Genomic DNA, 12,363 nt, shown 5'->3' with positions numbered 1-12,363 from the left:
GACGGCGCGCCTCGCCAGCGACTACACTAATTACAGGCGCTGGCTGTCAGCGGAGGCGAGTATGAATCCGTTCACGTGGGTGTTTTTCGCACTGCTTTCTATGGATGCTCTCAGAGAACTGTTGGGGTTGCCGTCGGTGCTCGGGCTGTGGTGAGCGGACGTGACCTGTAAGGTCACGTCGTTTAACGATTATTTCAGGCGGTTGTGCAAACAGGCGCCGGTCAGCAGCGCGGCCATTAACAGGAGCGCGATAAAGCCGCCGACGCCGTTCCAGCCGTAATGATGCCAGAAGACCCCGCCGAGCGTCCCCGCAATACTGGAACCGAGATAGTAACTGAACAGGTACAACGAGGATGCCTGGCCGCGCGCGCGACGCGCCCGTGGTCCGATCCAACTGCTGGCGACCGAGTGCGCGGCAAAAAAGCCGGCGGAGAACAGCAGCATGCCGATGAAAATCAGCCACAGGGGCGAGAATAGCGTCATCAGCAGGCCAAACAGCATCACCGCAATAAAGAACAACATCACCGGCCCGCGGCCATAGCGCACCGTCAGCGCGCCGGCTTTTGGCGAACTCCAGGTCCCGGTCAGGTAGGCGACCGACAGCAGACCGACCACCGCCTGGTTCAGCGACCATGGCGACATCATCAAGCGGTAGCCAATATAGTTGAACAGGGTCACAAATGCGCCCATTAGCAGAAAACCTTCGAGGAACAATAGCGGCAGTCCGCGATCGCGCCAGTGCAGATGGAAGTTAATCAGCAGCGTTTTCGGTTTCAACGAAATAGGGCGAAAATGGCGAGACTCCGGAAGAATACGCCAGAACATAATTGCCGCCGCGAGGGCGAAGGCGCTTATCACCGCCAGCGCCACGCGCCAGCCGAAGAAATCGGTAAAGACCCCGGTGAGCAGGCGGCCGCTCATGCCGCCTATTGAGTTACCGCTGATGTAAAGCCCCATCGAAAACGCCACCACGCTTGGGTGGATCTCCTCGCTGAGATAAGTCATTCCCACGGCGGCCACGCCGCTGAGCGACAGGCCGATCAACGCGCGCATGATCAGAATACCGTGCCAGCTGGTCATCATCGTGGATAATAATGAGCAGCACGCCGCCAACAGTAAGGCGGTGACCATCACCGGTTTACGACCAATGGCATCAGACAGCGGTCCGGTGAAAAGCAGCCCGACGGCGAGCATCGCGGTGGAAATCGATAACGAAATACTGCTGCTGGCAGGGCTTACGCCGAACTCGCCCGACAGCACCGGCAGAATAGGCTGCACGCAGTAGAGCAGGGCGAATGTCGCCAGTCCGGCGGAAAACAGCGCCAGGGTGACGCGAATAAACGCCGGGGTACCGCGTTTAATAAATTGATTTGGCTGGTTTACGGCCTTATCGCTGGCGCTGCTCACCGGCGCGGTGCCGGCGGTTGTTGTGTTACTCACGGAGAATTCCTTGCTTATATACCGCTGGATTACAAACAAACTGATGTGACCATTCAGCTCACATTTTTAGGGTATAAAATTGTAAATATTCCGTCTAATATATTAATAATCTCAAATAAGATGTTTTAAATATGAATATCGAGCTGCGTCATCTGCGTTACTTCGTCGCCGTAGCAGAAGAGCTACATTTTGGCCGCGCGGCGGCGCGCCTCAACATCTCCCAGCCGCCGTTAAGCCAGCAAATTCAGATTCTCGAACAGCAAATTGGCGCGCGGCTGTTTGCCCGCACCAACCGTAGCGTTAGCCTGACTCCTGCGGGGAAGCAGTTCCTCGCCGATAGCCGACAAATTCTGTCGCAGGTTGAAGACGCCGCCGCCCGCGCCGGGCGCCTGCATCACGGCGAAACCGGTGAACTGCGTATTGGCTTCACCTCATCCGCGCCGTTCATCAAAGCGGTTTCCGATACGCTTTCTACTTTTCGTCGGCGATTTCCCGATGTTCATATTCAAACCCGCGAAACCAACACCCGCGAACAGATAGTGCCGTTGAATGAAGGGGCGCTTGACCTTGGCCTGATGCGCAACACGCAGCTGCCGGATACGTTGTGCTGGGAAAAGGTGCTGCGCGAACCGCTACTGGCGATGGTGCCCAGCGATCATCCTTTGGCTCGTCAACAGGCGGTCAGTCTGCTTGAGCTGGCGCGCGAGCCGTTTGTCTTTTTCGATCCGCATGTTGGTACCGGCCTGTATGACGATATTCTCGGGCTGATGCGCCGCTACGCTACCGCGCCGGTTATCACCCAGGAGGTCGGCGAAGCAATGACCATCATCGGCCTGGTGGCTTCTGGTCTTGGGGTATCGATCCTACCGGCGTCGTTTAAGCGGGTGCAGTTGAATGAAATGCGCTGGCTGCCGATTAGTGAACCCGATGCGGTATCGGAAATGTGGCTGGTGTGGGCCAAACACCGCGAACAGGGGCTGGCGGCGCAGCGTTTTCGCGATTATCTTCTCGCCGCCGCCGCATTAGCAAAATGAGACAAAAAAGAGCCAAAAATGTGCGGTAAATCACAAGGCTAAGTAAAAATTTGACGTGTACCATCGAAGTGCTTCACCATAGCCGGAAGTTTATTTCGAAGCGCGAAAATAAGGGAGTCAATGGTGGTAGCGGACAGTCAACCAGGCCATATCGATCAAATAAAGCAGACCAACGCAGGAGCCGTGTATCGCCTGATTGATCAGCTTGGCCCGGTATCGCGTATCGACCTTTCCCGATTTGCGCAACTGGCGCCGGCCAGCATTACCAAAATTGTTCGCGAGATGCTGGAAGCGCATCTGGTGCAGGAGACAGAAATCCAGGAGCCGGGGAGCCGCGGCCGCCCTGCGGTCGGTCTGATGGTTGAAACGGAAGCCTGGCATTATTTGTCGTTGCGCATCAGTCGGGGGGAAATCCACCTGGCGCTGCGCGATTTGAGCAGCAAGCTGGTGGTGGAAGAACAACTGGATCTGCCGCTGCAGCATGCACAACCGCTGCTGACGCGGATCATCGAGCAAATCGATCAGTTTTTTATTCGCCATCAGCACAAGCTTGAGCGCCTTACCGCTATCGCCATCACCTTGCCGGGGATCATCGATACTGAAAACGGCATCATTCACCGGATGCCATTTTACGATGATGTGAAAGACATGCCGCTTGGCGAAGCGCTGGCTAATCACACCGGGGTGTCGGTCTATATACAGCACGATATCAGCGCCTGGACTATGGCCGAATCGTTGTTTGGAGCATCACGGGGCGCGCGCGACGTCATCCAGGTGGTGATCGACCACAACGTCGGCGCGGGAGTGATCACCGATGGCCGCCTGCTGCACGCCGGTAGCAGCAGCCTGGTGGAGATTGGCCATACCCAGGTCGATCCTTATGGTAAACGCTGCTATTGCGGCAACCACGGCTGCCTGGAAACCATCGCCAGTGTCGAAAGCGTGCTGGAGCTGGCGCAGATGCGCATGGCAAAATCGATGAGCTCTATGCTGCATCAACAGCAGTTAAGCGTTGAATGGTTATGCCAGGCGGCGCAGCAGGGTGATTTACTGGCGCGGGATATCATTACCGGCGTTGGCGCCCATGTAGGGCGTATCCTGGCTATCATGGTCAACCTGTTTAACCCGCAAAAAATCCTTATTGGTTCGCCGTTCAACCAGGCGTCCGATATTTTGTTTCCGGCAATTTCTGACTGTATTCGGCAACAGGCGCTACCGGCCTATAGTCGTCATATCGCGGTTGAGAGTACCCAGTTCTCAAACCGCGGAACGATGGCTGGCGCGGCTTTGGTGAAAGACGCCCTCTATAACGGATCGCTCCTTATCCGACTGTTACAGGGTTAACATTTTTTCATAGTCGCACCAAAAATTGCGCTATCTCAATCTGAGCCCCGGCGGCTTCGCGTAGACTTTTCCCACTGTTGATTATTTCTCTTATGTATCTTTCGTATACACAACTTTGGGGTTAGTGATGTTTAAGCGTTTCTTTATAACAGGTACTGACACTGCTGTCGGGAAGACGGTGGTTTCCCGCGCGCTGCTGCAGGCACTTGCTGCCAGCGGTAAAAGCGTCGCCGGGTATAAGCCTGTGGCGAAGGGCAGCAAAGAGACGCCGGACGGACTGCGTAATAAAGACGCGCTGGTCTTACAGAGCGTGTCGACGCTGTCGCTGCCGTATGATGCTGTCAATCCCATCGCGTTAAGTGAAGAAGAAAGCAGCGTGGCGCACAGCTGCCCGATCAACTACGGCTTATTAAGCGACGGCCTGCAGCAACTCAGCGGCAAAGTGGATCATGTCGTGGTGGAAGGTACCGGCGGCTGGCGCAGCCTGATGAACGATTTACGCCCGCTCTCCGAGTGGGTGGTACAGGAGCAACTGCCGGTGGTGCTGGTGGTGGGCATTCAGGAAGGGTGTATCAACCATGCGTTATTGACCGCTCAGGCGGTGGCCAACGATGGTCTGCCGTTAATCGGCTGGGTCGCCAACCGCATTAACCCTGGTCTTGCGCACTACGCTGAAATCATCGATGTGCTGAGCAAAAAGCTGCCCGCGCCGCTGATTGGCGAGCTGCCTTATCTGCCGCGCGCCGAACAGCGTGAACTCAGCCAGTATGTTGATTTAGACGTTCTCGGCAGCGTAATGGCGATAGATCGAATCCCGGCGTAACGTCCGCGACAGTACCGACGCCAGTACGCAGGCGATCAATAAACCGGGCAGCAGCACATACTGCCCGGTCATTTCACAAATCATCAGCGTCGACATCATTGGCGCATGCGTTGTCGCAGCGAGAAACGCCGCCATTCCGGTTAAACCAATCATAATCGCCATATCGCGATCCCCGTGCAGCCACAGACCGCTAAAAGCAGCGAACAGCATTCCTATTGCCAGCCCGACGAATAGCGTCGGGGTAAAAACGCCGCCTGGCGCGCCGGAGCCGCTGCTGGCCAGCACCGCCAACAGCTTACAGACAAAGACGATGATAATGACGCTAAATAGCGGCGGCGATAGCAGATAGCTTTGCACAACGCTATAACCGTTGCCCCACACCGCCGGGGTAATAAGCGATAACATGCCGACGATGAGGCCTCCCAGCGCCAGCTGCCACGGCGGCGACAGTTTCAGTCTCACGAAGCCACGGTGGCTGTAGTCCATCAGCCAGATGAATAGCGGCCCGCACAGCCCGGCCAGCAGGCCGGTTGCCAGCATTAATGCGTAATGCAGCGCGGTCAGGTTTTGCTGAAAGACGACGTGGTACAGCGGCGCGGCGCCGCCGTTGAGTAGATTGGTCAGCAGCAGGGCGATCACCGCAGAGATCACCACCGGCCCGAGCGAGGCCAGCATCAGGGTGCCGAAGAGAATTTCGGCAATAAACAGGCTACCCGCCAGCGGCGCATGATAGGCGCTGGCCATCCCGGCGGCAGCGCCGCAGGCGACCCACAGCTTCCACTCAGCGCGCGGCGTAAAACGGCGGGCGAACAGCGAGGCGGCCAGCGCGGCCAGCAGGATCATGGCTCCTTCTCGGCCAATGGCGCTGCCGGTTACAACCACCAGCAGCGACGCCAGCGATTTCACGAGGCTTGCCGGCGTATCGAAACAGCCATCGCCGGTTTCCAGCGCTTCCATGTAATCGGTCGGGGCGTGCGGACGCGAGACGCTACGCCGTTGCCATAGCCACAGCAATGTCCCGGCGGCGAGCCCGCCAAGCGCTGGCGTCAGCAGCCGACGCCACCACGGCAGCGACTGCGCGGCGTTCACCAGGCTACCGCTATCGTTACCGAGAAATAAAGTTTCCAGCGCCAGCATCGAGTGGCGAAACAGCGCCACGGCCAGCGCCGCAAAGATGCCGACGAGCGTGGCGATGATCAGGCGACGGAACATCACCTGCACATCAGGATAGTTATGAAGACGATGCATGGGCGGGAGTGAAATTGGGAGTCATAGCGTTATTGTGATAGGGAATAACCTTAGATGCAAAAGCTATAAGTGCCGCGCCGGGGATCGACGCGGCGGGTGAGTTAACGATACAGCTGCTTTTCCGCCACCGCGATGGGCAAATTTTCCTGCCAGTTAGCCAGCGTCGACTGCGCCAGTTGGCCCAGCGCCCGATAGAACGGATGCCCGGCGTTTTCAATAAAGACGCTCAGAAAACGCCCGGACCACGGCAGTAAATGCCAGGCCAGCAGTTGAGTAAACAACTCATCCTGATTTGTTTCGCACAGCCATGCGGCCAGCAGCAGCAAGGTGCCGAAGTGGTCTTCGGGTTCGTTGCGCTCAATATCCAGCGCGATACCGCTGGCCCGCATCCATTCGCGCAGCGCAAGCGTAGAGTCGCCGAATAACACCGACTCTTTATCCAGCCACACCGAGCCCCATGGCGGAGCGGGCAGCGCCCATGGACCGATAAACAGACGCTGCCAGGCTTGCGGCAGCGCCTCGTCGCTGCTGGCGGCGAATTCCATTGCCAGTGAATCGGAGACCGGGAACGGCCACTGCGGTTGCCAGCTACCATCGAGAAAAGCGGCGACCAGCTGCGCGTTTTGCTCGCTATTCGGCGCATAAGAGAACAGCGCGCCCAACGTGCGGGCGCTTAGTGCGACGGCGTCGCGATTTGGGATCTGCATCATTACCCTATTCCTTACTGCGGCGCGCACAGGCGCGCCGTCTCGTTAACCCGCAACCGCCATACCCACGGTCATATGCAGGCCATAAAACAGGCCGCGGCCTATACACTCCGCGACTAAAACCAATACCAGCCCGATGAATAACCCGGCGGCGCGCGGCGGCTGGCGGCGGATTAACGGACACAGCCAGCAGCCGAGACCGAGCGCCAGCAGGAGCAGCCGTAGCACCTGCAGCCCGCCGTAATCCGGGAGAAGGGCGTTCGCCTGTTGTACTGAACTGTGGATCGTGCCGAGGTCAGCGCTTTGTAAGACAACAACGGCCACGCTGATGATGAGGGCGGCAACGCTAATCGCGGCAAAAAACCAGCCGTTGAAGTCAACTTTCGCCAGCTTCAGCAGCAGGGCGGCGAACAGCGGCCCGCTGAGTAGTACCGTCAGGAAGAACGCGCTGGTAGTGTAGCCATTGTACCACGTCGGCACGGTGTCAATCTGGTAGACCCGGGTCATCGCCATCACAAACAGCAACCCCAGCAGCATGGTGAGAAACAACCAGATTTTGCCGAGCGCCGCCGGCATTTTTCCTGGCACCGCCAGTAGCCACCAGAATCCGCCAACGGCGAAGAAGAGGGCGCCGCTGGCGATTTCATTACTGAGCGCTGAAGCGCCAACGCGGTTCAGTGAATTAAATGCGCGTAGCGGCGAGCCGAGATGGATTACAGACGCGAGAAAAGCTATTCCCATCAATAGCCAGATAAAGAACATACTGCGCACCAGCCGCTCTCGCGATTCGCGCTGACCGGAGAGCGACACCCAGCCCAGGCCGCTGACGATGACTGCGCCAGCTACGCATTGCCCCAGTACCGTAAACAGAACTAGCGGCCATTCATGCCATCCATTTCCCATTTCAGACCTCCTTCGGATTGGCCAGATAGCCGGTGGTATCGCCGCACGGACGGCTGTTGGCGTTTGGTTTTATCACAATGCTCGGCCTGGTGAAGTGCGCTGACGGCAGCGGCGCCACGGCGGCCAGTTGGCCGTGCTTTTCACGCAGTTCGGCAATCGGCCCGAAGTCCAGTGCCCGCAGCGGGCAGGACTCGACGCAAATCGGCTTTTTGCCTTGTGCCACACGCTCGTGACAGCCATCGCATTTGGTCATATGCCCTTTAGCGGCGTTGTACTGCGGCGCGCCGTACGGGCAGGCCATATGGCAGTAGCGACAGCCAATGCACACCTCTTCATTAACCACCACAAAACCATCTTCGCGCTTGTGCATTGCCCCGCTCGGGCAGACTTTGGTGCACGCCGGGTCTTCGCAGTGGTTACAGGCGATAGAGAGGTAGTAGGCAAAAACGTTCTGATTCCAGACGCCGTTGTCCTCCTGCCAGTCGCCGCCGGCATACTCGTAGATACGACGGAAGCTGACGTCCGGCGTCAGGTTCTTGTAGTCTTTACAGGCCAGCTCGCAGGTTTTGCAACCGGTGCAACGGGCGGAATCGATAAAAAATCCGTATTGAGCGCTCATGGTTTACTCCTTAAACCTTCTCGATTTCGACCAGGTTGGTATGCTGCGGGTTTCCCTTCGCCAGCGGTGAAGGCCGGTGGGTGGTGAGGGTATTCATGCAGGCGCCGTGGTCGACGCGATCGCCAGCCATATTGGCATCGTGCCACGCTCCCTGACCCATCGCCGTTACCCCTGGCATAATGCGCGGCGTGACCTTTGCCGGAATACGCAGCTCGCCGCGCTGATTAAAGACGCGCACCATGTCGCCGTTTTTAATTCCGCGTTTTTCAGCATCGATGGGGTTAAGCCACACTTCCTGACGGCAGGCCGCTTGTAAGACATCGACGTTGCCGTAGCTGGAGTGGGTACGCGCCTTATAATGGAAGCCAAACATTTGCAGCGGGAACTGGTTGCGTAACGGATCGTCCCAACCTTCAAAGGTGGAGGCATAGACCGGCAGCGGGCTGATGACTTCGCATTTTTCTAGTTGCCAGCGGGCGGCAATCTCGGCGAGGCGGCTGGAGTAAATCTCAATTTTGCCGGAAGGGGTTTTTAGCGGATTCGCTTCAGGGTCGCGACGGAAATCGCGATAGGCGACGAAATGGCCGTTCGGATCTTTACGCTTGTAGATGCCCATTTTTTTAAGCTCGTCATAGCCCGGCAGCGCTGGGTCTTTGGCGACCATTTTGGCGTACAGATACTGTAACCACTGCTCCTGAGTCCGTCCTTCGGTGAAGCGCTGATGCACATCGTCGCCAAGGCGTTTTGCCACTTCACTTAAGATCCAGTAGATAGGCTTGCGTTCGAACTTCGCCTTAGTGGCGGGCTGGATGAAAATCAGATAGCCCATATTGCCGGCATAGTCGTTAGGAATAATATCTTCCTGTTCTACGGTCATCAGGTCCGGCAGCAGAATATCGGCATATTTTGCCGACGAGGTCATAAAGTTTTCGATAACCACGATCGTCGAGCATTTGCTCTCGTCCTGCAGGATATCGTGGGTTTTATTGATGTCGGAATGCTGGTTAATGATGGTGTTGCCAGCATAGTTCCACAGAAATTTGATAGGGACCGTCAGCTTCTCTTTGCCGCGCACGCCGTCGCGGGTTGCGCTCATCTCCGGCCCACGGGCGATAGCGTCGGTCCAGCTAAAGCAGGAGATGGCGGTTTTTACCGGATTCTCCAGTACCGGCAGGCGCTCAATGGTGATGGTATAGGTCGATTCGCGGGCGCCGCTGTTGCCGCCGTTAATGCCGACGTTGCCGGTTAAAATCGGCAGCATGGCGATAGCCCGCGCGGAGAGCTCGCCGTTCGCCTGGCGCTGTGGGCCCCAGCCCTGGCAGATATAGGCGGGTTTGGTCATACCAATTTCGCGCGCCAGCTTAATGATGCGATCGGCGGGAATACCGGTAATGCGCGAGGCCCACTGCGGCGTCTTGGCGGTAGCGTCGTCCCCTTGGCCAAGAATATAGGCTTTATAGTGGCCGTTGGCCGGCGCATCGGCCGGCAAGGTTTTCTCATCGTAGCCGACGCAGTATTTATCGAGGAACGGCTGGTCTACCAGATTTTCATTAATTAATACCCAGGCGATACCGGCGACCAGCGCGGCATCGGTACCGGGACGAATCGGGATCCACTCATCTTCACGCCCTGCCGCGGTATCGGTATAGCGTGGGTCGATGACGATCATACGGGCGTTGGAGCGCTCACGGGCCTGCTCCAGGTACCAGGTAATGCCGCCGCCGCTCATGCGGGTTTCCGCCGGGTTATTGCCGAACATCACCACCAGTTTACTGTTTTCAATATCCGAGGTGCTGTTGCCGTCGTTGCTACCGTAGGTATAGGGCATGGCGCAGGCGATCTGCGCCGTACTGTAGGTGCCGTACTGGTTGAGCGATCCGCCGTAGCAGTTCATCAGCCGCATCACCGGCGAGGCGGAAGGGGAAGAGCGGGTCATATTGCCGCCGACAATTCCGGAAGAGTAGTTAATATAGACCGCTTCGTTGCCGTACTCTTTCACCACGCGTTTCAGACTTTCTGCGATGGTATCCAGCGCTTCGGTCCAGCTAATGCGCTCGAATTTTCCTTCGCCGCGTTTGCCGACGCGTTTCATTGGGTAGTTTAGACGATCGGGGTGGTTGATACGCCGGCGAATAGAACGCCCGCGCAGGCAGGCGCGAACCTGATGATCGCCGTAGATATCGTGACCGGTATTATCGGTTTCCACCCACACCACTTCGTCGTCGCGGACGTGCAGGCGCAGCGCGCAGCGGCTGCCGCAGTTAACCGAGCAGGCTCCCCAGACGGTTTTTTCTTCTGCCTCGGTGGCTTGCTGCACGGCGGCGGCCGCGGCGCGTAGACTGAAAGGCAGGGACAGGCCGCCGGCGGCCAGGGCCAGTGAACCGATTGCTGAGGATTTTATGAGGGTGCGACGGCTGACGCCGCCGGGATGTTCAGGGTTGGACATTGTGCTCACTCCATGATTTTTATTATGCAAAATGCCGCTGGCAACCGCGGGGCTGCTGGCGCATGGGTGAGGAATAATACTTAAATAGGGGTAGGCGAATCTTATCTCCGGTCAACCAGAGATAAGATCCTTCACTCGAAAGCGGCGGTTATTGCCCGTCTGAATCGGTCGCCGCCGCGTCGCCGCTGCGGGTATAGATTATCTTGAAGGTGTCGTTAGCGCAGTGGCCCACCACCTGAGCGCCGGGTTGGTCAGGCTGATCGTTCGGCACTATGGCCAGGGTAAAACCGTCGGCCGGTACGCCGTTGTTGATAATCTTCTGCTGGATCTCGCCTTTTACCCGCTCGCAGGAGTCCGGCGCTGCCAGTGCGGATGCCGAACCCAGCAGCAGGGCCGCGCACAACCATGGGGATAGTTTCATCATAAGCTCCTTATTGATGTCATCCAGTTTTAAGCATAGCAGAATTGGTGTAAACAATTGTATTTGCTAAAATGATTGGAATGTTCCCAAAAAGGTAGCGGCTGTGAATAAACTGTTTTTGCTGATCCCGGCGGCGTTGCTGCTCAGCGCCTGTGACAAGCCGTCAACGCCGGCGGCGTTTACCCCGGAGATGGCCAGTTTTTCCAATGAGTTTGAGTTCGACCCGCTGCGCGGCCCGGTTAAAACCTTTACCCAAATTCTGTTTGATGACCAGGGGGAAATGGTGAAGCGGGTGCGTGCGCAGGTGTCGGCAGAAGGCTGTTTCGATCTGCTGGATTTTACCGACCTCGAAAACAAAACCGGCGCCACGCTAGTACTGGACGCGAATTACTATCTCGATGCGCAAACGCAGGAGAAACGCCTGCGGCTGCAGGGGAAATGCCAGCTCGCCGAGATGCCGGCGGCGGGCGTCAGCTGGGAGACTGATGACAACGGGTTTGTGGTGAAGGCTCTTGGGAAAGAAAGCACTTCCAGCTATCGCTACGACAGCGAAGGCTATCCGCTGGGCAAAACCACCACCGCGAAAGATGAGCGCTTCAGTGTCGTATCGACGCCGTCCACCGATCCGCGTAAAAAGCTCGATTACAGCGCGGTGAGTGTATTTAACGATCGCGCGTTAGGTAAGGTGAATCAAACCTGTGACTATGACGATCACGACAACCCGATCCGCTGCGAGATGCAGGTTGTCGATGAAAGCGTCCAGCCGGCGGTGACGCGACACTACAGCATCAAAAACACTATCGACTACTACTGAGCCGTGGGCTTGAGTAGCGTCTGGCCTTGAGGACGATGTTTCTCAAGGTACTGATGCTGGAACAGGCACATGCGAATGGTATTGCGGTATTCGCCGTTGATAAAGAACTCGTGAATCAGCTCGCCTTCGACCATAAAACCGAGTTTGCGGTAGATGTGGATCGCTTTTTCGTTTTCTTTATCGACAATCAGATACAGCTTATACAGATTCAGAACGGTAAAGCCGTAGTCCATTGCCAGCTTAGCGGCGCGCGTCGCCAGCCCTTTTCCCTGATATTCCGGGGAGATAATAATCTGGAACTCGGCGCGACGGTGAACGTGGTTTATCTCCACCAGTTCAACCAGCCCGGCTTTTTCGCCATCACATTCGATGACGAAACGGCGTTCACTTTGATCGTGAATATGTTTGTCGTAAAGGTCAGAGAGTTCGACGAAGGCCTCGTAAGGTTCTTCAAACCAATAACGCATTACGCTGGCGTTATTATCAAGCTGGTGGACGAAGCGCAGGTCTTCGCGCTCAAGCGGGCGGAGTTTGACGTGAGGGGCGTCAGACATGGGAAATCCT

13 protein-coding genes are annotated in these 12,363 nt (G+C 57.0%); 5 read left to right on the top strand and 8 right to left on the bottom strand.

Annotated elements, in window-relative coordinates:
- The first annotated feature begins 61 nt into the window (after positions 1-61).
- Positions 62-154, top strand: coding sequence for a KPN_01571 family protein (locus tag ACSEMK_RS04280; protein WP_020078946.1), 93 nt, complete (start codon positions 62-64; stop codon positions 152-154).
- Positions 155-189: 35 nt separating this feature from the next.
- Here ACSEMK_RS04280 and ACSEMK_RS04275 read toward each other — a convergent pair whose 3' ends face one another.
- Entirely contained in the window at positions 190-1,440 is a 1,251-nt protein-coding gene (locus ACSEMK_RS04275) for an MFS transporter (RefSeq protein WP_307858951.1), read from the bottom strand.
- Positions 1,441-1,571: 131 nt separating this feature from the next.
- Here ACSEMK_RS04275 and ACSEMK_RS04270 point away from each other — a divergent pair, with 131 nt between their 5' ends.
- The 3 genes from ACSEMK_RS04270 to bioD all read left to right on the top strand — a co-directional run bounded on the left by ACSEMK_RS04270 (position 1,572) and on the right by bioD (position 4,641).
- Entirely contained in the window at positions 1,572-2,474 is a 903-nt protein-coding gene (locus ACSEMK_RS04270; protein ID WP_430915208.1) for a LysR family transcriptional regulator, read from the top strand.
- Positions 2,475-2,597: 123 nt separating this feature from the next.
- On the top strand, positions 2,598-3,818 hold the full coding sequence (mlc, locus tag ACSEMK_RS04265) for a sugar metabolism global transcriptional regulator Mlc (RefSeq protein WP_087858535.1): 1,221 nt from the start codon (positions 2,598-2,600) through the stop codon (positions 3,816-3,818).
- 127 nt (positions 3,819-3,945) lie between these two features.
- Positions 3,946-4,641 (top strand): dethiobiotin synthase, encoded by a 696-nt coding sequence (gene bioD / locus ACSEMK_RS04260; protein ID WP_087858536.1) that lies wholly within the window; start codon positions 3,946-3,948, stop codon positions 4,639-4,641.
- On the opposite strand, the gene clcB is transcribed toward bioD, so the two are convergent.
- The 6 genes from clcB to ACSEMK_RS04230 form a co-directional block, all read right to left on the bottom strand.
- Positions 4,594-5,889 carry a voltage-gated ClC-type chloride channel ClcB gene (gene clcB, locus ACSEMK_RS04255; RefSeq protein ID WP_087858537.1) on the bottom strand — a complete coding sequence of 432 codons (1,296 nt, stop codon included), beginning with the start codon at positions 5,887-5,889 and terminating at the stop codon, positions 4,594-4,596. The two genes, bioD and clcB, sit on opposite strands and share 48 nt — an antisense overlap.
- Before the next feature lie 101 nt (positions 5,890-5,990).
- Positions 5,991-6,599, bottom strand: coding sequence for a Tat proofreading chaperone DmsD (dmsD, locus tag ACSEMK_RS04250; RefSeq protein ID WP_430915207.1), 609 nt, complete (start codon positions 6,597-6,599; stop codon positions 5,991-5,993).
- Positions 6,600-6,641: 42 nt separating this feature from the next.
- The gene (locus ACSEMK_RS04245) at positions 6,642-7,499 is read right to left on the bottom strand and encodes a DmsC/YnfH family molybdoenzyme membrane anchor subunit (RefSeq protein ID WP_430915206.1); all 858 of its coding nucleotides are present in this window, start codon (positions 7,497-7,499) and stop codon (positions 6,642-6,644) included.
- Between the two features lies 1 nt (position 7,500).
- The gene (locus ACSEMK_RS04240; RefSeq protein ID WP_015705293.1) at positions 7,501-8,118 is read right to left on the bottom strand and encodes a DMSO/selenate family reductase complex B subunit; all 618 of its coding nucleotides are present in this window, start codon (positions 8,116-8,118) and stop codon (positions 7,501-7,503) included.
- A 10-nt stretch (positions 8,119-8,128) separates the two neighbouring features.
- Positions 8,129-10,564 carry a selenate/tellurate reductase subunit YnfE gene (gene ynfE, locus ACSEMK_RS04235; RefSeq protein ID WP_430915205.1) on the bottom strand — a complete coding sequence of 812 codons (2,436 nt, stop codon included), beginning with the start codon at positions 10,562-10,564 and terminating at the stop codon, positions 8,129-8,131.
- A gap of 148 nt (positions 10,565-10,712) precedes the next feature.
- Complete coding sequence (locus ACSEMK_RS04230) at positions 10,713-10,985, bottom strand: DUF1161 domain-containing protein (RefSeq protein WP_430915204.1); 273 nt, start codon at positions 10,983-10,985, stop codon at positions 10,713-10,715.
- A gap of 103 nt (positions 10,986-11,088) precedes the next feature.
- Here ACSEMK_RS04230 and ACSEMK_RS04225 point away from each other — a divergent pair, with 103 nt between their 5' ends.
- Complete coding sequence (locus ACSEMK_RS04225) at positions 11,089-11,799, top strand: YnfC family lipoprotein (protein WP_087860675.1); 711 nt, start codon at positions 11,089-11,091, stop codon at positions 11,797-11,799.
- Here the strand turns inward: ACSEMK_RS04225 and speG are convergent.
- The gene (speG, locus tag ACSEMK_RS04220) at positions 11,793-12,353 is read right to left on the bottom strand and encodes a spermidine N1-acetyltransferase (protein WP_015366764.1); all 561 of its coding nucleotides are present in this window, start codon (positions 12,351-12,353) and stop codon (positions 11,793-11,795) included. The two genes, ACSEMK_RS04225 and speG, sit on opposite strands and share 7 nt — an antisense overlap.
- Between the last annotated feature and the right edge of the window lie 10 nt (positions 12,354-12,363).

The sequence above is a fragment of the Klebsiella sp. K-3 genome, from assembly GCF_051207495.1.
Taxonomy (GTDB): domain Bacteria; phylum Pseudomonadota; class Gammaproteobacteria; order Enterobacterales; family Enterobacteriaceae; genus Klebsiella; species Klebsiella aerogenes.
The sequence above is the reverse complement of the archived record's forward strand: the minus strand, read 5'-3'. Positions and strand labels throughout refer to the sequence as shown.